At 74.0% G+C, this 24,327-nt stretch carries 22 protein-coding genes; 17 read left to right on the forward strand and 5 right to left on the reverse strand.

The annotated features are described in order from the left end of the window. Window positions 1–20 precede the first annotated feature (20 nt). The 7 genes from CLV34_RS09605 (at window position 21) to CLV34_RS09635 (ending at window position 7,619) form a co-directional block, all read left to right on the forward strand. Entirely contained in the window at window positions 21–2,069 is a 2,049-nt protein-coding gene (locus tag CLV34_RS09605; protein WP_157803781.1) for a DUF7937 domain-containing protein, read from the forward strand. A 216-nt stretch (window positions 2,070–2,285) separates the two neighbouring features. Beyond that, a complete protein-coding gene (gene leuA / locus CLV34_RS09610; RefSeq protein WP_100350073.1) occupies window positions 2,286–4,109 on the forward strand; it encodes a 2-isopropylmalate synthase in 1,824 nt (607 codons plus the stop codon). Between the two features lie 7 nt (window positions 4,110–4,116). Continuing rightward, on the forward strand, window positions 4,117–4,653 hold the full coding sequence (locus CLV34_RS09615) for a DinB family protein (RefSeq protein ID WP_100350074.1): 537 nt from the start codon (window positions 4,117–4,119) through the stop codon (window positions 4,651–4,653). Window positions 4,654–4,698: 45 nt separating this feature from the next. Further along, on the forward strand, window positions 4,699–5,553 hold the full coding sequence (recO, locus tag CLV34_RS09620) for a DNA repair protein RecO (protein WP_100350281.1): 855 nt from the start codon (window positions 4,699–4,701) through the stop codon (window positions 5,551–5,553). Further along, window positions 5,553–6,395, forward strand: a complete 843-nt coding sequence (locus CLV34_RS09625; RefSeq protein WP_100350282.1) for an isoprenyl transferase — start codon at window positions 5,553–5,555, stop codon at window positions 6,393–6,395. Before recO ends, CLV34_RS09625 begins: the two co-directional genes overlap by 1 nt. A gap of 3 nt (window positions 6,396–6,398) precedes the next feature. Continuing rightward, window positions 6,399–7,004 (forward strand): hypothetical protein, encoded by a 606-nt coding sequence (locus CLV34_RS09630; protein WP_100350075.1) that lies wholly within the window; start codon window positions 6,399–6,401, stop codon window positions 7,002–7,004. 42 nt (window positions 7,005–7,046) lie between these two features. Continuing rightward, window positions 7,047–7,619 (forward strand): GNAT family N-acetyltransferase, encoded by a 573-nt coding sequence (locus CLV34_RS09635; protein ID WP_157803782.1) that lies wholly within the window; start codon window positions 7,047–7,049, stop codon window positions 7,617–7,619. 1 nt (window position 7,620) lies between these two features. Here the strand turns inward: CLV34_RS09635 and CLV34_RS09640 are convergent, their stop codons facing one another. Both CLV34_RS09640 and CLV34_RS09645 read right to left on the reverse strand, forming a co-directional pair. After that, window positions 7,621–8,310 carry an alpha/beta fold hydrolase gene (locus tag CLV34_RS09640; protein WP_100350077.1) on the reverse strand — a complete coding sequence of 230 codons (690 nt, stop codon included), beginning with the start codon at window positions 8,308–8,310 and terminating at the stop codon, window positions 7,621–7,623. A gap of 29 nt (window positions 8,311–8,339) precedes the next feature. Further along, window positions 8,340–8,723: a Fur family transcriptional regulator gene (locus CLV34_RS09645; protein ID WP_100350283.1), complete on the reverse strand. Its 384-nt coding sequence runs from the start codon at window positions 8,721–8,723 to the stop codon at window positions 8,340–8,342. Between the two features lie 235 nt (window positions 8,724–8,958). Here CLV34_RS09645 and CLV34_RS09650 point away from each other — a divergent pair, with 235 nt between their 5' ends. The 5 genes from CLV34_RS09650 (at window position 8,959) to CLV34_RS09670 (ending at window position 15,780) form a co-directional block, all read left to right on the forward strand. Beyond that, window positions 8,959–10,353, forward strand: a complete 1,395-nt coding sequence (locus CLV34_RS09650) for a glycine--tRNA ligase (RefSeq protein WP_100350078.1) — start codon at window positions 8,959–8,961, stop codon at window positions 10,351–10,353. A 53-nt stretch (window positions 10,354–10,406) separates the two neighbouring features. Then, window positions 10,407–11,033 carry a SigE family RNA polymerase sigma factor gene (locus CLV34_RS09655; protein ID WP_245859154.1) on the forward strand — a complete coding sequence of 209 codons (627 nt, stop codon included), beginning with the start codon at window positions 10,407–10,409 and terminating at the stop codon, window positions 11,031–11,033. Next, on the forward strand, window positions 11,030–12,295 hold the full coding sequence (locus tag CLV34_RS09660; protein WP_100350079.1) for a hypothetical protein: 1,266 nt from the start codon (window positions 11,030–11,032) through the stop codon (window positions 12,293–12,295). Before CLV34_RS09655 ends, CLV34_RS09660 begins: the two co-directional genes overlap by 4 nt. 156 nt (window positions 12,296–12,451) lie before the next feature. After that, window positions 12,452–14,002 (forward strand): FMN-binding glutamate synthase family protein, encoded by a 1,551-nt coding sequence (locus CLV34_RS09665; RefSeq protein ID WP_100350080.1) that lies wholly within the window; start codon window positions 12,452–12,454, stop codon window positions 14,000–14,002. 59 nt (window positions 14,003–14,061) lie between these two features. After that, window positions 14,062–15,780, forward strand: coding sequence for a thiamine pyrophosphate-dependent enzyme (locus tag CLV34_RS09670; protein WP_100350081.1), 1,719 nt, complete (start codon window positions 14,062–14,064; stop codon window positions 15,778–15,780). Window positions 15,781–15,855: 75 nt separating this feature from the next. On the opposite strand, the gene CLV34_RS16575 is transcribed toward CLV34_RS09670, so the two are convergent. Continuing rightward, a complete protein-coding gene (locus tag CLV34_RS16575) occupies window positions 15,856–16,020 on the reverse strand; it encodes a hypothetical protein (protein ID WP_170044640.1) in 165 nt (54 codons plus the stop codon). 98 nt (window positions 16,021–16,118) lie between these two features. Continuing rightward, a complete protein-coding gene (locus CLV34_RS16365) occupies window positions 16,119–16,283 on the reverse strand; it encodes a hypothetical protein (RefSeq protein ID WP_157803783.1) in 165 nt (54 codons plus the stop codon). Window positions 16,284–16,470: 187 nt separating this feature from the next. On the opposite strand from CLV34_RS16365, the gene CLV34_RS09675 reads away from it, so the two are divergent. The 5 genes from CLV34_RS09675 (at window position 16,471) to CLV34_RS09695 (ending at window position 23,542) form a co-directional block, all read left to right on the forward strand. Beyond that, window positions 16,471–19,725, forward strand: coding sequence for a patatin-like protein (locus tag CLV34_RS09675; protein WP_100350082.1), 3,255 nt, complete (start codon window positions 16,471–16,473; stop codon window positions 19,723–19,725). A 76-nt stretch (window positions 19,726–19,801) separates the two neighbouring features. Continuing rightward, the gene (locus tag CLV34_RS09680; RefSeq protein WP_100350083.1) at window positions 19,802–20,812 is read left to right on the forward strand and encodes an ABC transporter ATP-binding protein; all 1,011 of its coding nucleotides are present in this window, start codon (window positions 19,802–19,804) and stop codon (window positions 20,810–20,812) included. Next, on the forward strand, window positions 20,809–21,591 hold the full coding sequence (locus CLV34_RS09685) for an ABC transporter permease (RefSeq protein WP_100350084.1): 783 nt from the start codon (window positions 20,809–20,811) through the stop codon (window positions 21,589–21,591). Before CLV34_RS09680 ends, CLV34_RS09685 begins: the two co-directional genes overlap by 4 nt. Window positions 21,592–21,641: 50 nt before the next feature. Beyond that, complete coding sequence (locus CLV34_RS09690) at window positions 21,642–22,928, forward strand: sensor histidine kinase (protein WP_157803784.1); 1,287 nt, start codon at window positions 21,642–21,644, stop codon at window positions 22,926–22,928. Between the two features lie 2 nt (window positions 22,929–22,930). Next, window positions 22,931–23,542, forward strand: a complete 612-nt coding sequence (locus CLV34_RS09695; protein ID WP_100350285.1) for a response regulator transcription factor — start codon at window positions 22,931–22,933, stop codon at window positions 23,540–23,542. A 44-nt stretch (window positions 23,543–23,586) separates the two neighbouring features. Here CLV34_RS09695 and CLV34_RS09700 read toward each other — a convergent pair whose 3' ends face one another. Then, complete coding sequence (locus CLV34_RS09700; protein ID WP_157803785.1) at window positions 23,587–24,240, reverse strand: hypothetical protein; 654 nt, start codon at window positions 24,238–24,240, stop codon at window positions 23,587–23,589. Between the last annotated feature and the right edge of the window lie 87 nt (window positions 24,241–24,327).

Here is a 24,327-nt window from a genome sequence, read left to right on the forward strand (position 1 = left end):
CACCACCGAAGGAGCACGACGTGACCACCGATCCTGCACCGGTGGGGGCCGTTGACGCGGCCCTCGTCGACCCCGACACACCCCGCGGCCCGGCGGCCGCGGACGAGACCACCGTCCTGCCGGCGACCGGGTCCACCCCCGTCGCGGAGCAGGAGGACGCGACCGTGACCGCGGACGACGCGCCGGCGACCGCGACCCGTTCGACGGCACCTGCCCGGGTGCCCGCCGTGGACGTGCTGCGCGACGTCGTCGCCGCGGTCGCCCTGCTCGCCTCGCTCGCCCTGCCGTGGAACCTCGTCGCGTCCGCGACCGACCGGCCGTGGGCCGTCGTGTCCGTCGTCGTGGCGCTCCTCGCCCTGCCGCTGCCGTACCTCGCCCGCGCCGGCGTCCTGCCGGGCGGGTGGACGGTCCGCACGACGCGTCTCGTGCGCCTCGTCGCGGCCGCGCCGTTCGTCGTCGTCGCGCTCGTCTACATCGTGCTCGACGTGTCGAGGTCGGCGGACAGCCTGCTCGACCGCGGGGTCGGCACCGCGCTCGGGCTCGGCCTGGCGGGTGCGCTCCTCGTGGCGCAGCCCCGCTCGTGCGAGCTCGGCCCGCGCGACGAGGACGCCGCCGTCTCGCGCGGCTGGCGCACCGGCCTGATCGTGGTCGGCGCGGCCGTCGTGGTCGGCGCCGTCGCGGCGTTCGCCATCACCCTGGCCGACGCGGACGACGTCGCCACGTCGACCGTCCTGCTCGCCCTCTGCTACCTCGCGGTCCCCGTCGTGCTCGGTGCGCTCCCGGCCTTCGGCGCGGTGCGCGGCGACGCAGGCTGGGCCGCTGCGCTCATCGGGACGGGCGCTGCCTCCGCGGTGATCTTCCTCGCCGGCTCGCACGGCGCGGCCGGCCTGCTCCAGGTCGAGTCGTTCCACGGTGCGCGCTTCGGCATCGTGCTGATCCCCGCCGCGGCCGCGATCGCCGCTGGCGCCGCGTTCCTCCGCACGCTCGGCGCGCTCGACGTGCGGGCCGCCGTCTCGCGCACGCTGCTGCTGCTCGTGATCCTCGGCGTGCTCGTCGGTCTCGAGCGGATCATCCTGCTCACGGCGCACGGCAAGGTCGCGACGGCGTCGGTCGTCGTGACCCTGATCGCCGCGCTCGCGATCGCGGCCCTCGCGCTCGTCGCGCTCCTCGCGCTGCGCACGCCCGGCGCGGGCGGCCGGTACCTCACGTTGCTCGTCGCCGTCGCGTCGATCGTCCTGGGCACCGTCGCGCTGTGCGTCAACGTCAACCGCCCGTTCGGGTCGACGTTCGAGGTCGCGCTCCTGGCGTTCGGCCTTCCTGTGGTGCTGCTCGCGCTGCTGGCCCTGCCCGCCGCCCGCGGCTTCGCCGACGAGCTGCGCGAGGGCCGCGAGTCGGCCTGGGAGTGGCAGCCCGCCGCGGCACGGCCGGAGCGGGCGGCCGCGTTCGCCGTCCCGCCGGCGCAGGCGCGGCCCGAGACGAAGGACGATCCGGCCGACACTGTGGCGGCCCCGGAGCCCGCGCCGGAATACCGGACGGGCCCGCTGGACGGCTCCGTCCACGAGGGCTCGAGCTGGCAGGCCGACCCGGCGCAGGCCGGTGCGACGCAGCCGGCGGCGGGCCAGTACGGCCAGTACGGCCAATACGGCCAGTACGGCGAGACGACGCAGCACGCCGGTGCGGGGCACTACCGCGAGCCCGACCCGGTCCGTGAGCCGGAGCCGCAGCCCGTGGCGCAGGCCGAGCCCGTGTCCGCGCCCGTCGAGCAGGCGAGCGCCCCGGTCACGCGGCGCTCGTCGTGGGACGCCACGCCGGCGCCCGTCGACGAGATCGACGAGTCGACCTCGGTGACGTCCACGTCGGTGCTGCCGTCCGAGGCCGGGTTCACCGCGACGCAGGCCGGCGACCCGTCGACGCCGCTCGACGTGCTCGCGCAGATCGCCGAGCACGCACCGAGCCTGCGTCCGTACGTGGCGCAGAACCCGGCGACGTACCCGGCGCTGCTCGACTGGCTCGGTGCCCTCGGCGACCCGGCGGTCGACGCCGCGCTGCGCACGCGCACGGATCGCTGAGGCCACGCCGACACCCCGGACCGCCCGGTCGCTGCTCCACCCCGTGGAGTACAGTGGCCGGGTGGTCCGCGTGATGCCGGTGGCCGCCTGCGAGCCCGCGCTCGCCGCGGCCGGCCTCCTTCTTCGGTGCCGCGACGAGGCTCGCTGAGCCGGTTCCTCGTCGCGGTGGTTGGTGTGCCGGCTGAACCGACCGAACCGAACCCGAAGGACCCTTTGATGACCTCCACCGTCCCGCAGACGGACGCCCGGTACGCCCACGCCCCCCAGCGCACGTCGGGCATGCCGGTCCGCAAGTACGTCCCGTTCCACGAGCAGATCACGGTCGACCTGCCCGACCGCACCTGGCCCGACCGCCGCATCACGCAGGCGCCTCGCTGGTGCGCGGTCGACCTGCGCGACGGGAACCAGGCCCTCATCGAGCCGATGAACGCGGAGCGCAAGCTCACGATGTTCCGGCTCCTCGTGGAGATGGGCTACAAGGAGATCGAGGTCGGCTTCCCGTCCGCCTCGCAGACCGACTTCGACTTCGTCCGGATGCTCATCGAGGACGGGCACATCCCCGACGACGTGATCATCCAGGTGCTGACCCAGTCGCGTGAGCACCTCATCGCCCGCACCTACGAGTCGCTGCGCGGCGCCAAGCAGGCGATCGTCCACCTGTACAACTCGACGTCGACGCTGCAGCGCGAGGTCGTGTTCCGCACGGACGAGGACGGGATCGTGGACATCGCGCTGAACGGCGCGAAGCTGTGCAAGAAGTTCGAGGAGACGATCCCCGACACGCGCATCTACTACGAGTACTCGCCCGAGTCGTACACCGGTACCGAGCTCGAGTTCGCGGCGCGGATCTGCAACGAGGTGCTCGAGGTGTTCGAGCCCACCGCGGAGCGTCCGGTCATCGTCAACCTGCCGGCGACCGTCGAGATGGCGACGCCCAACGTCTACGCCGACTCGATCGAGTGGATGAACCGGCACCTCGAGCACCGCGAGCACGTCATCCTGTCGCTGCACCCGCACAACGACCGCGGCACCGCGGTCGCGGCCGCCGAGCTCGGCTACCAGGCCGGCGCGGACCGCATCGAGGGCTGCCTGTTCGGCAACGGGGAGCGGACCGGCAACGTCGACCTCGTCACGCTCGGCATGAACCTGTTCAGCCAGGGCGTCGACCCGCAGATCGACTTCACCGTCGGCGGCGGCATGGACCACATCAAGCGCGTCGTCGAGCAGTGCAACCAGCTCCCGGTGCACGAGCGGCACCCGTGGGCCGGCGACCTCGTCTTCACCGCCTTCTCCGGGTCGCACCAGGACGCCATCAAGAAGGGCCTCGACGCCATGGGCGCCCGGGCCGAGGCGCAGGGCCTCGGGATCGACGACATCGTGTGGGGCGTCCCGTACCTGCCGATCGACCCGAAGGACGTCGGCCGCTCGTACGACGCGGTCATCCGCGTGAACTCGCAGTCCGGCAAGGGCGGCGTGTCCTACCTGCTCAAGACCGAGCGCAACCTGGACCTGCCGCGGCGCCTGCAGATCGAGTTCTCCCGGGCCGTCCAGAAGCACACCGACGCCCAGGGCGTCGAGGTCACGGCCGAGGACATCTGGCGGATCTTCTCCGACGAGTACCTGCCCGTCGACGCCGACTCGGACCTCGAGCCGTGGGGGCGCCTGAAGCTGATCTCGACGCGCACCACCAGCGGTGAGTCCGGCCCGGTGACGCTCGAGGTCGACCTCTCCGACGCAGGCACCGTGCGCTCGCTCACCGGCACCGGCAACGGGCCCGTCGACGCGTTCCTCGACGTGCTGCGCCAGGTCGGGCACGACGTGCTCGTCCTCGACTACGCCGAGCACGCGCTGTCGTCCGGGTCGGACGCCGCCGCTGCCGCCTACGTCGAGTGCTCGATCGGCGACGACGTGCTCTGGGGCGTCGGGATCGACCCGTCCATCGTGACGGCGTCGCTCAAGGCGATCATCTCGGCGGTCAACCGGTACGAGCGTGCCGAGGTCGAGGGTCGCGACGTCGACCCGGCCACCGTGGGCCGCTGACGTCCCGGTGGAGACGGCTGACGCGCGCGTCGACCCGCCGTTGCGCGGCGGCGAGGCCGCCACGCTCCGAGGGTTCCTCGCGTACCACCGCGACACGCTGCGGTGGAAGACGGCGGGGCTGGGCGCCGCGGACTTGCGGCGCCCGCTCCCGCCGTCGTCGATGACGCTCGGCGGCCTGCTGAACCACCTCGCGTTCGTCGAGGACAACTGGTCACAGGTGGTCTGGCTCGGGCGCGACGCGTCGCCACCGTGGGACACCGCCGAGTGGGCGGCGGACCGCGACTGGGAGTGGACCAGCGCCGCACACGAGAGTCCCGAAGCGCTGCGGGCCCGGTTCGACGCCGCCGTCGCACGCTCGGACGCGACGTTCGAGGCCGCTCTCGCCGACGGCGGTCTCGACGCGGTCGCGGCGCGCCCGGACCGGCACACCGGCGAACCGTTCTCGCTCCGCTGGGTGCTCGTGCACCTCGTGGAGGAGTACGCGCGGCACAACGGCCACGCGGACCTGCTGCGCGAGCACGTGGACGGTCTCGTCGGCGAGTAGTCCGCGTGTGCCCGGGGGTGGGTGGCCCGGGGGACAATGGGGACCATGCCCGTCTACCGCGACGAGGCCGTCGTCCTGCGCGCGCAGAAGCTGGGCGAGGCCGACCGCATCGTCACCCTGCTCACGCGCGAGCGCGGCAAGGTGCGCGCGGCCGCGAAGGGCGTGCGGCGCACGTCGTCCCGGTTCGGGGCGCGCCTCGAGCCGTTCATGCTCATCGACGTGCAGCTCTACACCGGGCGCACGCTCGACGTCGTGACGCAGGCCGAGACCGTCGGGCCGTTCGCCCGCGCGATCATCGACGACTACGCCCTCTACACCGCGGGCGCGGCGATGCTCGAGACCGCCGAGCGGCTCACCGAGGAGGGCGAGCCGTCCGTCCAGCAGTACTGGCTGCTCGTCGGGGCGCTGCGCGCGCTCGCCGAGCACCGGCACGGCGCCGGGCTCGTCCTCGACTCCTACCTGCTGCGCGCGCTGTCCGTCGCGGGCTGGGCGCCGAGCTTCACGGAGTGCGCGCGCTGCGGCGAGCCCGGTCCGCACCGGGCGTTCTCCGTCGCGACCGGCGGTGCGGTGTGCTCGCGGTGCCGTCCGCCGGGCTCGCCGTCCCCGGCCCCTGAGACGTTCGCGCTGCTGGCCGCGCTCCTCGCGGGAGACTGGGACGTCGCCGACGCGTCCGGTGCCCGCCACCGGTCGGAGGCGAGCGGACTCGTCGCCGCGTACAGCCAGTACCACCTGGAGCGGCGGCTGCGGTCGCTGCGGCTCGTCGAGCGCGAGACGGACGTCGGCGCCGCCGAGGCGGACAGCGTCCAGGGCCCTGACGGCCCCGACAGCGCCCACAGTGCCCACAGCGCCCAGAGCGTGGCCGTCCCCCCAGCCCGTCCCATCGAGAGCGAGTTCCTGTGATGTCACCCGTCGGGCGCGCCCGCGCCGCCCGCACCGCGCCGTCCGCGTCCGTCGAGAAGGTCGCCCCGACGCCGCACGCGTCCGGCGCCCGGCCCCCGGCGATCCCTGCCGAGGTGCTGCCGCGGCACGTCGCCGTCGTCATGGACGGCAACGGCCGCTGGGCCAACGGCCGGGGCCTGCCCCGCACGGCCGGGCACGAGGCCGGAGAGGTCGCCCTCAACGACGTGGTGGCGGGCGCCGTCGAGCTCGGCATCCAGCACGTGTCGGCGTACGCGTTCTCGACGGAGAACTGGAAGCGGTCTCCCGAGGAGGTCCGCTTCCTCATGGGGTTCAACCGCGAGACGATCCGGCGCCGGCGCGACCTGTGGGACTCGTGGGACGTGCGCATCCGCTGGGCGGGCCGCACCCCGCGCCTGTGGGGGAGCGTCGTGAAGGAGCTCCAGGTCGCCGAGCGTCAGACGGCCGGCAACACCGGGCTCACCCTGACGCTCTGCGTGAACTACGGCGGGCGGCTCGAGGTCGTGGACGCGGTGCGGTCCATCGCCGAAGAGGTCCGGGCGGGCCGGCTCGACCCCGACCGCATCACCGAGAAGACGATCGCCAAGCACCTGTACCGGCCGGACATGCCCGACGTGGACCTTTTCCTGCGGTCGTCGGGGGAGCAGCGGACGTCCAACTTCCTGCCCTGGCAGTCCGCGTACGCCGAGCTCGAGTTCGTGCCCGAGCTGTGGCCCGACGTCGACCGGCTCGTGCTGTGGCGGGCCGTCGAGGAGTACGCGCGCCGCGACCGTCGGTACGGGGGAGCGGTCGACGCCGTCGCCGCCCCGGCCGGCGAGGAGTAGCCCGTGGTCCCCGCGCGGGCGTCGCGCTACGTCGTGGTGGCGGGGGTCCGTCACCCGGCGCGCTTCGGGTTCGACGGCACCCCACCGGTGCTCCTCGCGCCTGACGGCGAGGGTACCGGCCCGGCACGGCAGGTCGGCTGGGACGCCGTCGACGAGGCGTCCGAGGTCGAGGTCTGGTGGCGCACCGCGGACGGGGACCCCCTCCGCGAGACCGACCGGGAGGGCGACCGCGTGCACGTCGTGCCGCGGTCCGGTGCCGCGCACTGGGTGGACGTGGGCTCGCTCCGCTCCCGTTCCGAGATCGAGCAGCTGTACGACGTCGCGTCGCTCCGGGCGGCGACGCCCGACGCGCCGCTCGCGGGAGCGTCCGTGCCGGTCGTGCGGCGGACCGTCCGGTCGACACTGCCGGACGGGACCCCCGTCGGACGCCCGTTCGTGACACGTCCCGGCCGCGCAGCGCGCGTGCCCGGGTGGCTCGTCCCCGTGCTGGGGGTCGGTGCCGTCGTGCTGGTGGTCGCCGGCGTGGCCGTCGCCGCGTGGCTGATCCTCGCCGGCACCGCGGTCGGTGTCGCGGCGGTGCTGGCTCGTTACCGGTCGATCGCGGGCTGACCGGCCGCGCGGCCGTCCGGCAGGGGTGGCAGCCTGGTGACCGTGGACCTCGAGGGACGTGCCCCGCAGCACGTGCGCAGCGAACGCGTCCGGCTCGACGCGGTGACGGCGGACGACGTCGACGACCTCGTCGCGATCGGTCGCTCGCTCGAGCACGTCTGGTGGACGTTCCCCCCGGTAGACCTTCCGGACCGCAGCGCCGCGGCGGCCCTCGTCGACGCGGTGGTCGCCGCCTGGGCGCGTGACGGCCTGGGGTACTGGACCGTCCGTGACCCGGGCTCGCGCGTCGTCCTGGGGTTCGGCGGCTGCTCGCAGCTCCGCGCGCCGACCTGGAACCTGTACTACCGGGCGCGGCCGTCGGCGCAGGGCCGCGGTCTCGCCGCGGAGGTGCTGCAGGTCGCGTGCGACTGGGCGCGCGCCGTCGACCCGGACGTCCCGGTGACCGCGGTGATCCGCGCGCAGAACGTCCGGGCGGCCGACGACGTCCAGCAGGTCGGCCTGTCGCTCGTCCACCAGGACGACGACGGCGGCGACCAGGCGCGCCGCGTCTACGCGGACCGGGACCTGCCTGCGGCGACCCTCGCTGGGCTGCTCGGGGCGTTCCCGGCGTCCTGAGTCATTCCGCGGACCCGAACCCGAGGAGCACCTCGGCGAGGGCGTCCGGTCGGCTCAACGGGAGCAGGTGGCCGCCCGGCACGACGTGGACGTCGACGCCCAGGCGATCCCGCGTGACGCGGCGCTGGAAGGCGACCGGGAACAGGCGGTCGTCGTCTCCCTGGACGACGTGCGTCGGGACGTCCGGCCAGACGTCGAGAGGCCAGGGTTCGGCGAAGGAGCGTTCCGACTGGCTGCGTCCCGGTCGGCCGACCAGGCGTTCACGGACGTCCGCCGGCACGTCGTGGAAGAAGTCCTCGACGGCGTCGAATGGCCCGAGACCCGCGGCGGCACGGGCGTCGGCGTGGCCGGTGTCCGCCCACCACTGCCCGGCACTCTCGCCGGGGGCGGGGACCATCGGGTTGACGAGGACGATCCTGTCGACCCTGGTCCGGGAGCACACCAGGGGCGCGAGGAACGCACCCATCGAGAGGGCGACCACCACGACCGCGGTCGACGACCGGTCGTCCGAGCCCTGGTCCTGGAGGGGGCGGGCCGCGAGGTCGGCGAGGTCGGACCAGCCGATCGCCTCGTCGTCGACGGGCAGGTCGACGGCTGTCGCGCGGTGTCCGCCGGCCTGCAGGGCTCTCGCGAGCGGGAGCAGATGCTCCGCCTCGCCGCCGGCGCCGGGGAGCAGGAGGAACGTGGTCATGCGGTATCGACCGCCGCGGACGGCTCCGCTCAGCGGGTCGGCTCGCGGCAGTCCGCGCACGTGCCGAAGAGCTCGACGGTGTGCTGGATCGCCGTGAAGCCGTGCGAGGCGCCCACGCTGGCGGCCCAGGCCTCGACGCTCGGACCGTCGATCTCGACGGTGCGGCCGCAGTCGCGGCACACGAGATGGTGGTGGTGCTCGGCGCGCGTGCACCGGCGGTAGACGTTCTCGCCGCCCTCGGTGCGCAGGACGTCGACGGCGCCGTCGTCGGCGAGCGACTGCAGGGTGCGGTAGACCGTGGCGAGCCCGATGCCGTCACCGCGCGAGCGCAGCAGCTCGTGGAGCTGCTGGGCGGACCGGAAGTCGTCGACCTCGTCGAGGGCGTCGGCGACGGCGGCGCGCTGCCGGGTCATGCGCTGCACGGGGGCTCCTCGGTGTCGTGGTCGTGCTCGTCGTCGGGGCGCTGCTTGTCGATTCTCATTATCAGTTCGGATCCATTGTCGGCCGGTGTGTCCGACGGTGTCAAAGACCACCCGGCCGCTGGGACGACGGGCCGCCGGACGGGGGTCACCGGGTAGTCTGGAGCGCCGCACGCCGTGTGTCGCGTGCCGGACCGCCAGACCCCCCGATCGACCCCCGGAGTGAACCGTGGCTGCTGCCCCGTCCAGTGCTCGTCTCGATGCCGTCGTCTCGCTGGCCAAGCGCCGCGGGTTCGTCTTCCCGTCGGGCGAGATCTACGGAGGCACCCGGTCGGCGTGGGACTACGGGCCCCTCGGCGTCGAGCTCAAGGAGAACATCAAGCGCCAGTGGTGGCGTGCGATGGTCACGAGCCGCGAGGACATCGTGGGCCTCGACTCCGCGGTGATCCTCCCGCGCCAGGTCTGGGTCGCCTCCGGCCACGTCGGCGTCTTCACCGACCCGCTCACCGAGTGCCTCAGCTGCCACAAGCGGTTCCGTGAGGACCACATGGTCGAGGAGTTCGAGGAGAAGAAGGGCCGCGCCCCCGAGGGCGGCCTCGCCGAGATCGCCTGCCCCAACTGCGGCACCCGCGGGCAGTGGACCGAGCCGCGCGACTTCAACATGATGCTCAAGACGTACCTCGGCCCGGTCGAGGACGAGTCGGGCCTGCACTACCTGCGCCCCGAGACCGCGCAGGGCATCTTCGTGAACTTCGCCAACGTCGCCGGCGCGGCCCGCAAGAAGCCGCCGTTCGGCATCGCCCAGATCGGCAAGTCGTTCCGCAACGAGATCACGCCAGGGAACTTCATCTTCCGCACGCGCGAGTTCGAGCAGATGGAGATGGAGTTCTTCGTCGCGCCCGGCACGGACGCCGAGTGGCACCAGTACTGGATCGACACCCGCACGGCCTGGTACACGGACCTCGGCATCGACCCGGCGAACCTGCGCCACTACGAGCACCCCACCGAGAAGCTCTCGCACTACTCGACCCGCACCGTCGACATCGAGTACCGCTTCGGGTTCACCGGCAGCGAGTGGGGCGAGCTCGAGGGCATCGCCAACCGGACCGACTTCGACCTCAAGACCCACTCGCAGCACTCCGGGAAGGACCTCTCGTACTTCGACCAGGAGAAGAACGAGCGCTGGGTCCCGTACGTCATCGAGCCGGCCGCCGGCCTGACGCGCTCGCTCATGGCGTTCCTCGTCGAGGCGTACGCCGAGGACGAGGCGCCGAACGCCAAGGGAGGGGTCGACAAGCGCACGGTGCTGCGGCTCGACCCGCGTCTCGCGCCGGTCAAGGTCGCGGTGCTCCCGCTGTCCAAGTCGGCCGAGCTGCTGCCGACGTCCGAGAAGCTGGCCGCCGAGCTGCGCCAGTACTGGAACATCGACTACGACGTCACGCAGGCCATCGGCAAGCGGTACCGCCGCCAGGACGAGATCGGCACCCCGTTCTGCGTGACGATCGACTTCGACACCCTGGACGACCAGGCCGTCACGATCCGCCACCGCGACACGATGGCCCAGGAGCGCGTCGCGCTCGACCAGGTCACCGCGTACCTCGCGTCGCGCCTCGTCGGCGCCTGAGCCGGGGGCTCCCCGGGTCGCAACCTTTCGCACGGCTCGCGCGTTGAAGGGGTGTGAGCCTCTTGTGGACCGAGCCTGCGCGTGACCTGCCCCGACCTGTACCGAGGACGGTCCGGGTACACGTCGTCGCGGCCCAGGAGGCCGATGACGTCCGGGACTCGGAGAGACCCGACCGTGACGCCGCGTTCACCGACTTCGTCTCCACGCGCGCCCCCGAGCTCCTGCGCGTCGCCTGGTTCCTCTGCGGTGACGCGCACCGCGCCGAGGAGCTGGTCCAGGAGACTCTCGTCCGGACCTACTCCTCGTGGGGGCGCGCGTCGTCGGGCGACGTGTTCGCCTACGCGCGCCGCGTGCTGGTGAACCTCCGGACGGACACGTGGCGCCGCAGGCACCGCGAGACGCTCGTCGCGCCTGCGGAGCTTCCCGACGTCGTCCGCCCGGACGGCTCCGAGGCGACCCACGACCGCGACCTTCTCGTGCGTGCCCTCGGCCGGCTCACCGAGCGGCAGCGTCGGGTCGTCCTCCTGCGCCACCTGCTCGGACTCACGGAGGCCGAGGTCGCCGTCGAGCTGGGCGTGAGCGTCGGCACCGTGAAGTCGACCGCGTCCCGCGGGCTCGCAGCCCTGCGTGCGGCGCTCGAGCCGTCCGCCCTCACCCCCGACGACGGGACGGCTCGATGAGCGCGCACCACGGTCCGACCGACCGCACGCCCGAGGACGAGCGGTTGGCCCGCGCCTTCGAGGCGACCCTCCCGGACATGGAGGTCGACCTCGGCGCCGTGCTGCATCGTGGCCGTCGCCGCCGCAGGTCGGCCGTGGCGCGGCGTGCGTCGGGCGTCGGCGCCGCCGCTTGTCTCGCGGTCGTTCTGGCGCTCACCCTCGGCGAGAGCACCACGCTCGGCGAGCGACAGCAGGGAACGCCCGTCGCGTCGACACCGGAGCCGACCGCGTCCTACGACCCCGCCGACCCGAGCACGTGGCTCATCACCGAGGGCGGGATCGGACCCTACGCACTGGCCGACTCGTCCGCGCTGACGCCGTCGGATCCCTTGGTCTTTGAGGACTGCGTACCGCCCGAGAAGGGGCCCTACGCTGATGATGGATTTTCCATCTGTGAGCTGGACGATCTTCCCAAATACCAGTGGGTGACCCTGCAAGCCCTCGGCACGCCTACCGGGCACGCCTACGAGCCGCCCCGGGGACCGAGGACGGTCCGCGGCATCGGGCTGGGCTCGACGCGGGCGCAGATCGAGGCGGCGTACCCCGGCGCCACGTGGGCCACGACGCGAAACGTTGTGGACGGTGAGCGGAGCAGTACCCACGTGACGGTGTCGCTCGGGCGGGCCACCCTGTCGCTGGATCTCGGTCTCGCGCCCGACGGCGTCGAACGGGCCGCGGTGATCATGGTCGTGCTCGACCGGCCGGAGGCTTCGCCTCAGCCCGCCACGCCCCCTACAACCAGCGGTACCGCGCCTGACATCTCGAAGCCGTGGACCTGGCGCATCGACGGCCTGGGGATCGGCCCGTTCCAGCGGGGCGACCGGTCCGTCCCGCAGGGGTACGGGCCGAAGGGGTCGGACGTGAGCGGCGTGCTGAGCGAGGAGCTCGGCATCGGATCGCACCTCACGGTCGCGTGGCACACCGACGCTGACCATCGCATCATCCGGGTCGGCGTGTTCGACCCGCTCGGCGCTGGCGACCCGCGTCCCGGTCCACGGACGTCGCAAGGGATAGGCCTCGGGTCCACAGAGGCCGAGGTCCTGGCCGTGTACCCCGACGCGATGACCGACACGAAGGGACGCGTCGCCTCGCGCAAGGTGGTCCACGTCGCAGAAGGCGGCACGCCTCTCGCCCTCGATCTCGCGCCCGACAAGCACGGGACCGTCCGTGTGGTGGGCATCCAGGTGAACGCCATCGCCAGCGTCCTGGACGACCGCGAGTAGTCCGCGGCAGCGGTCGGGCTCGTCGTGCGAGGGGTCGGTGGCGGTGCCATCGTTCGAGCACCCCCTCCTGGAAGGTGTCTTCGTGGCCCCCCTCGTCTTCCCCCGCCCTGCGACCGCTGCTCCGACGAACACTGCTCCGACGTGCGAGGTCGCCCGATGAGCCCCGCGAAGGGTTCGCACGCCGGCCTCTGGGCCGGGGCGGCGGGGATCGCGGGCGTCGCCGGCCTCGCCGCGTGGGACGCCCTGCAGCGCAAGCACTCGGTGCTCCGCCGCTACCCGGTGCTCGGGCACGCCCGGTACCTGCTCGAGGACATCCGCCCCGAGCTGCAGCAGTACTTCGTCGAGCGGGACTGGGACGGGCGTCCGTACGACCGTGACACGCGCACGATCATCTACGAGCGGGCGAAGGGCGTCGCCCAGGAGAAGCCGTACGGCACCGAGCTCGACGTCAACGAGGTCGGGCACGAGTACCTCGTGCACTCCGCTGCGCCGCTGGAGAAGCCGGACGCGCCCTCTCGGGTCGTCGTCGGTGGTCCGGACTGCGCGAAGCCGTACTCGATGGCGCTCCTCAACGTGTCGGCGATGAGCTTCGGCGCCCTGTCCGCGAACGCGATCCGTGCCCTCAACAAGGGGGCCGCGATGGGCGGCTTCGCCCACGACACCGGCGAGGGCGGCCTGTCGCCGTACCACGAGGAGCACGGCGGCGACCTCGTGTGGGAGGTCGGAACGGGCTACTTCGGCTGCCGCACCCAGGATGGCGACTTCGACCCGCACCTGTTCGCCGAGACCGCCGCGAAGGACCAGGTCAAGACGGTCTCGCTCAAGCTGAGCCAGGGCGCGAAGCCCGGCATCGGCGGCGTGCTGCCGGGTGCGAAGGTCACGGCCGAGATCGCGGAGACGCGCAAGGTGCCGCAGGGCGAGAAGTGCGTCTCGCCGCCCGGGCACCGCGTGTTCTCGACACCGGTCGAGCTCATCGAGTTCGTGGCCCGGATGCGGGAGCTCTCGGGGGGCAAGCCCGCGGGGTTCAAGCTGTGCGTCGGGTCGCGCGTCGACGTCCTCGCGATGTGCAAGGCCATGCTGGAGGTCGGCACCGCGCCCGACTTCATCATCGTCGACGGCGCCGAGGGAGGCACCGGCGCGGCGCCCATCGAGTTCGAGGACCACGTCGGCTCACCGCTGACCGACGGCCTCATGACGGTGCACAACGCGCTCGTCGGGGCGGGCCTGCGGGACCGCGTCCGGATCGGCGCGAGCGGCAAGGTCGCGGGCGGGTCCGACATCGTCAAGCGGCTCGTCCAGGGTGCCGACTACACCAACGCGGCACGCGCCATGATGATGGCGGCGGGCTGCATCCAGGCGCAGCGCTGCCACACCGACAAGTGCCCCAGCGGCGTCGCCACGCAGAACGCCTGGCGGCAGCGCGCCCTCGACGTCCCGGACAAGAGCGAGCGCGTCCGCCGGTACCAGGCCGCGACCGTCGACGAGGCGATGGCGCTCATGGCCGCCATGGGCGTCCGCGACCCGGGCGACCTGACGCCCGCGCACCTGCGGCGGCGGGTGACGACGTCCGACGTCCGCTCGTACGCGGAGATCTTCGAGTGGCTCGCGCCCGGCCAGCTCGTGGCCGACGCCCCCGAGTCCTGGGCGGCGGACTGGGCCGCCGCGTCCCCGGACCGGTTCGGTCCCGTCGCGGCGCCCGTGCGCTGACCGCGCCGCGACCGGCACCCGCACCCCGCCCCCGAGTACTGCCCGAGAGGAACCGCTCCATGTCGACGTCCGTCGCTGCCCATGTCGTCTCGTCCCTCGCGTCGGTCGGCGTCACCCAGGTCTGGGGTGTCGTCGGTGACGCGCTCAACCCCTTCACGGACGCCGTCCGCCTCGACGACCGGGTCGAGTGGGTCGGCGTGCGCCACGAGGAGGCCGCGGCGTTCGCGGCCAGCGCCCAGGCCCAGCTGACGGGCCGGCTGGCCGTCTGCATGGGGACGGTCGGGCCGGGCTCGATCCACCTGCTCAACGGGCTCTACGACGCGAAGAAGTCGCACGCGCCCGTGCTGGCGATCTGCGGCCAGGTGCCGCGTGCGGAGATCGGGACGAACTTCTTCCAGGAGGTCGACAACGACCGGCTGTTCGCCGACGTGGCCGTCTGGACGGGGACGCTCACCTCGCCCGAGCAGCTCCCGCACCTGCTGTCCCAGGCGGTCGACGCGGCCGTGGCGCGGAGGGGTGTCGCCGTGCTCACGGTCCCGGGGGACGTCGGCGGGCTCGACGGCCCCGACGAGGCCGCCCGGTTCGCCCCGCCCGCGGCGCCGGTCGCGGCGCCCGAGGAGCAGGTCGCGCGGGCGGCCGACATCCTCACGTCGGGCGGCGACGTCACGCTGCTGGTCGGGTGCGGTGCGCGGGACGCCCGCGACCAGGTGCTGCGGCTCGCCGACACGCTCGCGGCACCGATGGTCGTCACCCTGAAGGGCAAGGAGGGGCTCGAGCGGGACAACCCGTTCCAGGTGGGCCAGTCGGGCCTGATCGGCAACCCGGCGGCGGCGCACGCCCTGGACGCGTGCGACGTCCTCGTCCTGGTCGGCACGGACTTCCCGTACCGGGACTGGTACCCGACCGGCAAGACGGTGCTCCAGCTGGACGCCGACGCCTCCCACGTGGGGCGCCGGACGACCGTGGACCACGCCCTGGTGGGCGACGCCGCGCTCACCCTCGACGCCCTCCTGCCCCGCCTGGAGCGTCGCGACGACCGCAAGCACCTCGACCGCGCCGTCAAGGAGTTCGGCGTGTGGCACGCGGCGCAGCGGCGGCTGCTCGACCCTGCCCACGACCGCTCCCTCCTGGGCCGCGTGCGTTCGAGGTTCGACAACCCGGACGAGCGCATCCGCCCCGAGGCCGTCGCGGCGGCCGTCGACGCGGCCGCCCCGGACGACACGATCTTCACGTCCGACACGGGGATGTCGACGGCTTGGCTGGCGCGGTTCGTCGAGATGCGCGGCACCCGACGGCTCGTCGGCTCCTACAACCTCGGGTCGATGGCCGACGCGATGCCGATGGCGCTCGGCGCGCAGGCGCTGGACCGGACCCGTCCTGTCGTCGCGTTCTGCGGCGACGGCGGCCTCATGATGCTGCTGGGAGACCTGCGGACGGCAGTCACCTACGAGCTGCCCGTCGTGCTCGTCGTCTTCGACAACGCGAGCCTGGGGATGGTCCGTCTGGAGCAGGAGCAGGGCGGTCTGCCGCGCTTCGGCACCGACCTGGACAACCCCGACATCGCGGCGGTAGCGGTCGCGATGGGTCTCGCGGCCCGGCGGGTCGAAGACCCTGCGGCTCTCGAGGAGGCGGTGGCCTGGGCGTTCGCGCAGGACGGGCCGGTGCTGCTGGACGTCGTGACCAACCCGGACGAGGTGGCGATCCCACCGAAGCCGACGGTCTCCCAGGGCTGGGGCTTCGCGATCGCGAAGTCGAAGGAGGTGCTGGAGTCCCGGTGACGGGCGGTCCCGGTGACGGACGGACGGCCTGCGTCCGACCGTCATCGGGACGACGCGGTCACCTGGGGTGACGCGTCAGCGGCGCGGGCGCCCGACCGTCTCGTTCCCGCGGCCGACGACGACCAGCGTGATCCCGACGACGAGCGCGATGATGCCGAGGATCATGAAGCCGGGGACGCCTGCGAAGCCGAGGACGACGAGGACGACGCCCGCGATGAGCAGGATCAGCCAGAGAGCCATGGGTGCACCTTCCGTTGGGGTGCTCGCACGCTGCCATGTCGCTGTGCCCGACGCACGGCGGGCGGCCGTGACGGGTCGCCGCAGGCGTGTCAGCCGTTTCAGAGCCGCGGCTTGCCGACCGTACGGTTCCCGCGGCCCAGGATCACGAGCGTGATGCCGATGACGAGCGCGATGACGCCGAGGATCGTGAAGCCGGGGATGCCCATCATCCCGAGGACGACGAGCACGACGCCCGCGATGAGCAGGACGAGCCAGAGAGCCACTGCAGTTCCTTCCGTCTGAGGTGCGTCCAGTGTCCCAGAAGCGGGTGCGTGCCCGACGCAGCAGGTCAGGTGCCGGAACTCCACCCGGGTGAACTCGGCGCCGCCCGCTTGCGCGGTGTCCGGCGCACGGCGGGACGATGGTCCCACGAGCACGGCGGCAGCCGGGCGCACCGGAGCGGGTGACGCGATGTCGAGCTGGGTTCCGCGCAGGACGACCCCAGGCACCGAGGAGGTGCGCCTGGCGACGACCCTGACCGGTGGGCTGAGCCTCGCCGTGTGGATGGGCGGGGTGGCGCGCGAGCTCGACCTCGTCCAGCAGGCGTCCCGCCTGCGGGACGGCGCTCCCGGACCGGCGCCCGCTGACGTGCAGGCCACCGCCGACGTCCTGACGGCGGCAGAGCGCCGCGAGCGCGACCTGTACGGGCGCCTGCTGGACCTGCTCGACGTCGTGGTCGACACCGACGTGCTGTCGGGCACGAGTGCGGGGGGCATCAACGCCGTGCTGCTGGCGCTCGCGCGCGTGCGGGGCTGCGACCTCGGCCCGCTGCGGGACACCTGGCTCGACCTCGGCGCGCTGCTCGGCCTCCTGCGGGACCCCGCCGACGCCGACGTGCCGTCCCTGCTGGCGGGGGACGCCGCGGTGTATGCCCACCTCGTCGCCCTGCTGCGGGGCATGACGGCGGCCCCCGTGCCGACGAGCACACCGTCGACGACGCTGTACGTCACCACGACGCTGCTCACCCCGGAGTCGGCGCGCTTCGTCGACGACATGGGCACGAGCGTCCAGGACGCCGACCGGCACGGCGTCCTCACGTTCACCGAGGACCACCTTGCGGACCCGGGAGTGGCCGACGCGCTCGCGCTCGCCGCCCGCAGCACGTCCGCCTTCCCGGGCGCGTTCGAGCCGTCGTACGTGCCTGCGGTCGGAGGCGTGCCGGCGCAGGGGAAGGTCCCGGCCCGGCCCGCGATGCTCCCGTACGCGGCCGTCACCCGCGGGCACTGGGCGGTCGACGGGGGGCTGCTCGACAACCAGCCGCTCGACCTCGTGCTGCAGCGGGTCTTCGACCGCCGGGCGTCGCGTCGCGTGCGCCGCATCATGCTGTTCGTCGTCCCGACGACGGGTCCGGCCCCCGACCTGCTGCGGCCCGCGCCGAGCGACGACCCGGGTGACCCGTACGGCCTGCTGGGCGCCCTGATGCACGACGTGGAGGCCGTGACGAGCCAGTCGATCACGGCGTCGCTGCGCGCGGTCGCGGACCACGACGACCAGGCCGCCGCCCGTGTCGACCTGCGCCGCACCCTGGCCCGCACGGTCGCCCGGCTGTGGCCGTGCCGCCTCTTCGCGGACGACGCCGACCTGTTCGAGGGCTTCGTCGCGCGCGAGGTCGACCGGGTCGCCCGCCCGCTCGTGACGGCGGCGACGCGGATCCTCAGCACCTGGTCGCCCGCCACGCCCCGCGACCCGGTCGGCATCCCGCCGCAGTGGGAGGACGCGCTGCGGACCGGGGGAGCGGGCTCCGCGCTGCTGGGTCGCGGGGTGCGCGACGCGCTCGCCGCACCGCTGCGAGCCGCCGGGGTGCCGCGGGCCGTGACAGACCTCCCGGCGGCCGGGCGCGACGTCCTCGACGAGGCGAAGTCGCTCGTCGTGCAGCTCCTGCGGGACGCCTACGACGCCGCAGCCCCCGGACCGGCGGGCGAGGCCGCGCGCGCGGCCGTGACGGGTCACCTCGCGCACGTGCACGAGGCGGTGCCGATGCTGCGGGCCCCGTCCGCGATGACCGACGCGCGGTCCGCGCGGGATCGCGTCGACCCGTTCACCCTGGTCCGGGCCTGTCTCGAGGACGCCGTCGTCGGGGGCTCGCGCGGCGCCTCGCTGGACGAGGTGGCCGTGGCCGTCGCGCGGGCGTGGGAGGCGGCCGACGCGGTCGACGCCGCGCCGTGGCGGGGTCTCGCGACGGTCCTCGTCGACGCCGCCGACGTCCTCGCGGCCGGCGCGACCGCGACCAACGCGGTCGCCACCTACCTCGTCGCCCTGGGTCTGCGCCCGCCGTCGCTCGTCCCGACGACCTGCTTCCCGGGCGTCGGGGAGGCGCTCCCGCTGCCGCTCGACGCCTCGCAGGACGCCGTGTCCGACGCGGACACCGTCGCCGTCCGGCTGTTCGACCTCGTCGCCGCCGAGCTGGCGCTGCTGCCGCCCGAGGCCGGTCCGTTGCAGCGCGCCGGGCTGGTCCAGGTGAGCGCCGACACCCGCTCGGCCCTCGCGCCGAGCCGCTCGACGGCCGCGCGCAAGCTCACCGGGCTCCAGCTCCACCACTTCGGCGCCTTCTACAAGCGGTCGTGGCGGCAGAACGACTGGATGTGGGGTCGGCTCGACGGTGCGGGGTGGCTGGTCCACGTGCTGCTCTCGCCGGCGCGGCTCGCGGTCGTGGCAGCCGCCGGAGCGGCCGGGACCGGTGCGAGCCCGGCCGCGTGGGCGACCGGCGAGCTCGCGCGGCTCGCCGGGACGGGCACCGTCCCGGCCGACGTGGCGGACGAGCTCGCGTACCTCGACCACGTCGGCGAGCCGGGCGGCGTCTGCCCGCAGCACCTCGGGACGACGTCGTTGTGGCTCGCCCGCGCCTGGCAGCACGAGGTCGTCGCCGACGAGCTGCCCCGGCTCGCGGACGAGGTCCTCGGCACCCCTGAGGGCGCGGCCGTCGACAAGAGCCCCGGACGGACTCGCACGTGGGCGCAGAAGGTGCGCGCCGCCGCCCCGGGCGGGGTGCCCGGCGCGTCCCTGGACGCGCTGCTCGACGAGTGCCCGGTCGCCGACGAGACCTTCGCGTCCGACCGGGGGACGCCGCTCATGGTCAGCACGGTGACGAAGGCGGCCGCGACGGCCGTCGCCGCCGTCGACTCGGTGCACGGCATCCCCGGGCCGGCGCGACCCGCCGTGACCACCGCCCGGACGGTCGCGCTCGCCGGGTACCGCGTCACGGCAGCGACGAGGGGGGCGGTCAAGGCCGTCCTGCTGGTCGGGCTCGCGCTCCTGGTCGTGGGCGGTGCGCTGACGACCGTGACGTCCGACGTGGTCGGCGTGCCGATGCTCGTCGTCGCGCTCGCGGGCGCGTACCTCGTGACGGTCGGCGCGTGGCAGTGGAGCCGGCGGCTCGTCGGGGCGCTCGTGTCCGTCACGCTGGGCGCCGCGATCGTGGCGCTCGCCGTCCCGTGGGTGCGCGACCTCCTGTTCGGCGACGGCACCGCCGCGGACCACGGGTTCGTGGGAGACCGCGGCGGAGGGGTCCTCGAGTGGCTCGCGGACGCGTGGTGGCACCCGCTGGCCGCCGTGGCGGGCGTCCTCGTGGTGCTGTGCGTGGTCGCGGCCCTGCTCAGCACTCTCGGGCCGGGCCGGAGCCGGCGGCCGAAGAGCGGTCCGGCGGTGCCGCCCGCACCGACGGCGTGACCGCATGACAGATGTCATGCCCGACGCATGACAGCGGCCCCTGCCCTGGCGGCGCGCGGTGGGTCAGGCTGGAGCCATGCACACGACGACCACGGCCACCGTGCCCGGCGCGCTCCCGAGGACACCGGCCCTCGCGCTGCGCGGGCTGCACAAGACGTTCGGCTCGCCGAGCGCGACCGTCCGGGCCGTCGACGGCCTCGACCTCACGATCATGCCCGGCGAGGTGGTCGCGTTCCTCGGCCCCAACGGCGCCGGCAAGACGACCACCATCGACATGGTCCTGGGCCTCGCCGAGCCGTCGGCCGGGACGGTCCAGGTGTTCGGCCAGAGCCCGGCCGACGCGATCGCCGCCGGTCGGGTCGCCGCCGTGATGCAGACCGGTGGCCTGCTGCGGGACATCACCGTCGCCGAGACCGTCGAGCTCACGGCCGCGCTCTTCGGCCGCAAGGACGCGAAGCCGCACCCGTTCCTCGAGCGGGCCGGGATCGCGGACATCGCGGGCCGCATGGTCGGCAAGTGCTCGGGCGGTCAGCAGCAGCGCCTCCGCTTCGCGATGGCGCTCGTCTCCGAGCCCGACCTGCTGCTGCTCGACGAGCCGACCACCGGCATGGACGTCGAGGGGCGCCGCGACTTCTGGGCGTCGATCCGTGAGGACGCGGCGCGCGGCCGGACGGTCGTCTTCGCGACGCACTACCTCGAGGAGGCCGACGCGTACGCGGACCGGATCGTCCTCGTCGCCCACGGGCGCGTGGTCGCGGACGGCAGCGCCGCCGAGATCAAGAAGCTCGCGTCGGGCCGGACGGTCACGGCCGCGTTCCCCGACGCCACTCACCTCGGAGCGGCGGCGGACGCCGTCCGGGCGCTGCCCGGCGTCGAGCAGGTCGACACCCGCGGGCTGCGACTCGTGGTGCGCGGCGCCGACTCAGACGCCGTCGCCCGGTACCTGCTGACGGGCACGTCCGCGCACGACCTGGAGGTCACCGCGGAGAACCTCGAGGAGGCGTTCGTCGCCCTCACCGGCGACGGGCCGCACGCGTCCGCCGCGTCGCACCAGACCGCGCCCGCACTGGACGGAGCAGACCGATGACCACGAGCACCCCGCCGACAGCCCTGACGGCCGCCCGGACGACGGGCGGCCTGAACGCCACCTATCTGCGGCTCGAGCTGCGTCGCCTGGTCCGCAACCGGCGCACCGTGATCTTCTCGCTCGTCATGCCGCCCGTGTTCTTCCTCATCTTCGGGATGAACAGCGAGTACAAGACCGAGGACGCGGGCAACGGCAACGTGACCGCCTGGATCCTCGTGTCGATGGCGCTGTACGGCGCCCTGCTCACCGCGACCGCGGGCGGTGCGAGCGTGTCGGTCGAGCGCGCGCAGGGCTGGACGCGCCAGCTCCGGCTCACGCCGCTGCGCCCGGCCGTCTACGTCGCGACGAAGCTCGCGGCGGCGATGACGCTCGGTGCGGTCTCGGTCGCCGTCACCATGCTCGTCGGTCTCGTGACGGGCGGTGCCTCGATGCCGTTCACCGCCTGGGTGTCGTGCGCGCTCATCGCGTGGGCCGGGTCGATCGTGTTCGCCGCGTTCGGTCTCTTCATGGGCTACCTGCTGCCTGCGGAGAACGTCATGCAGATCCTCGGTCCGGTCCTCGCACTCCTGTCGTTCGCGGGCGGCCTGTTCGTCCCGCTCGGCGACAACTGGTTCGCGGACGTCGCCAAGGCGACCCCGACGTACGGGCTCGCCGAGCTCACCCGCGCGCCGCTCGGCGACGGGTTCTCCTGGGTCGCGGTCGTCAACGTGGTCGCCTGGGCCGCGGTGTTCTCGCTCGGCGCCGCCTGGCGGTACCGCAAGGACACGGCCCGCGTGTGAGCCGCCGCGCCACCCCGCTGTCCGCGTTCCCCACGGCTAGCGTGGGGCAGGTGAGCGCCCCCGGACCCCGGCAGGACGTGCCGCCCGTGCCGACCGACACGTCGCCCGTCGGGCGGCGGGTGCCCCCTCCTGCCGCCGCGCCGCCGGACGAGCGGCTCACGCCCGAGCAGGTCGCGGCCCGTCGCACCCGGGCCTGGAAGATCATCGGGCCGCTGTTCGGCATCGTCTGGGTCGTCTTCCTGTCGGAGCCGCTCGCCGCGGCCTGGGGCGACGACGACCCCGTGCTCCGTTGGGCCGGCGTCGTCGGCGTCCTCCTGACAGCCGCCGGGTTCGCCGCGTCCGTCTACCTGTTCCGCACCGGCGACCCGCGTCGCGCACCGATGGTCGGCGTCCTCGGTGTCGAGGTGGTGGGCGTCGTGCTCGCCTGCCTCGGCGCCCAGCAGCACGGGCTGATCGGGCTCGTGTTCGTGAGCGTCACCGTCGTGTACATCACGCGCTCGGCCCGGGTGCTCGTCGTGACCGTCGCGCTCGCCGTCGTGTGCGCCGTCCTGCCGCGCGTGGTCAGAGGGTGGGAGCCCGAGGACGGCACCATCGCGGCCCTGTTCCTCGCGACCCTCGCCACGTTCGGGTTCAGCCAGCTCGTGCAGCGCAACCGCCAGCTCCAGCTCGCGCAGGAGGAGGTCGCGACGCTCGCCGTGTCGCGCGAGCGCGAACGCATCGCCCGCGACATGCACGACGTCCTCGGGCACTCCCTGACCGTCATCTCGGTGAAGTCCGAGCTGGCCGCGCGGCTCGTCACGGTCGACCCCGCGCGCGCCGCCGCCGAGCTCGCCGACATCCAGGGGCTGGCCCGGTCGGCGCTCGCCGACGTCCGAGGCATGGTGACCGCGACGCGGCACCTGACGCTCGCCGGAGAGCTCGCCGCGGCGCGCCGGGCCCTCGACGCGGGCGGGATCGACGCCCGCCTGCCCGGTGCCGTCGACGCCGTGCCGGAGGACCTGCGCGAGCTCTTCGCGTGGACGGTCCGGGAGGGCACCACGAACGTCCTGCGGCACGCCGCGGCGCGCACCGTCGTCGTGACGCTCGCGCCCGACCGCGTCGTCGTCGAGGACGACGGCCGCGGCGCGCCCCCCTGCCCGGGGGCAGGCGACCCGGTCGGGGGTGCGACGGACGACGTCCACGGGTCCGCGGTCCTCGGCGACGAGCTGCCCGGCCACGGGCTCGCCGGGCTGAGGGAGCGGGCCGAGGCGGTCGGCGCGCGGCTCGAGACCGGCCCGGGCTCGCTGGGCGGCTTCCGGCTCGCCGTCGTCGCGCCGGGTGCGAGGATCGCCCGGTGACCCTGACGACCATCCGCCTGCTCCTCGCCGACGACCAGGCCCTCGTCCGCGGGGCGCTCGCCGCGCTCCTCGACCTCGAGGACGACCTGGAGGTCGTCGCGCAGGTCGGCGCCGGGGACGAGGTGGTGGCGGCCGCCCGTGCGTCCGCGGCGCAGGTCGCGCTGCTCGACGTCGAGATGCCGGGCCTGGACGGCATCTCCGCCGCGGCCGCGCTCGCCGCGGGCTACCCGTCGTGCCGGTCGCTCATCGTCACGACGTTCGGGCGCCCGGGCTACCTGCGCCGCGCGCTGGACGCGGGGGCGAGCGGGTTCGTCGTCAAGGACACGCCCGCCGAGCAGCTCGCGGATGCCGTGCGCCGCGTCCACGCGGGGCTGCGGGTCGTGGACCCGCAGCTCGCGGTCGAGTCGCTCACCGTGGGGGAGAGCCCGCTCACCGAGCGCGAACGCGACGTGCTGCGGCACGCGGCGACCGGCGCGACCGTCGCCGAGGTCGCCCGCGCCGCGTTCCTGTCCGAGGGGACGGTGCGCAACTACCTGTCGTCCGTCATCGGCAAGACCGGCGCCCGCACGCGCGCGGAGGCCGTCCGGATCGCGCAGGACAACGGCTGGCTGTAGCCCGCTCGTGCCCGGCACCGGGCTCCGGACGTCCTCCGCGGCGGTCAGAGCTTGGCGGAGCGTGCCGCGTAGAACTCGGACGACTCGCGGCGCCACAGCAGCACGAGGATCACGACGGCGAGCGCGATCGACACGACGCTGAGAGCCATCGACGCGCCCGACTCGCGGGTGAGGTTCACGAGCGTGGTCACGACGCTCAGCGCGCCGAGGACGGTCGAGACGATGCGCGCCCAGCTCTTCCCGGCGCCGTTGGCCAGCGCCATCCAGATCCAGAGCCCCACGCCGATGAGGCCCACGACGGTCGCGACCGCGAGCGACACGTTGAGCAGGGTGTCGAGCTCGCTCGGCGTGAGCGAGGAGGACGACGAGGCGTCGCGGAGCTGGTCGCGCAGCGCGTCCTTCGTCGCCCAGGCCAGGATGATGCCGACGAGCGACAGCGCGGCGCCCACGAACATGAGACGCACGGCCAGCGTGATGCTGGGGGGTGCCGCCACGGGAGGGCCGGCAGGAGTCGCGGCGTACTGCGGCGCGGTCGGCATGCCACCGTACGGTGCCGGGCCGGGCTGGCCGTACTGGGGTGCCGCGGGGGGGCCGTCCTGCGGAGCCTGCGGCGCCGCCTGGGGGTCGTAGGGGTTCGGCTGCTGCGGCTGCTGCGGGTCGGGCTGGCGGGGCTGCTCGGGCGTGCCGGGCACAGTCATGCGATCTCTCCTCGTCGAGTGGTGCGCTGATGCGTCCCGCCCGGCGTCCTGAGCCGGACGTACCGTGCGAGGCTACCGCGTACCGGG

It is taken from the genome of Luteimicrobium subarcticum (genome assembly GCF_002798015.1).
GTDB lineage: Bacteria > Actinomycetota > Actinomycetes > Actinomycetales > Cellulomonadaceae > Luteimicrobium > Luteimicrobium subarcticum.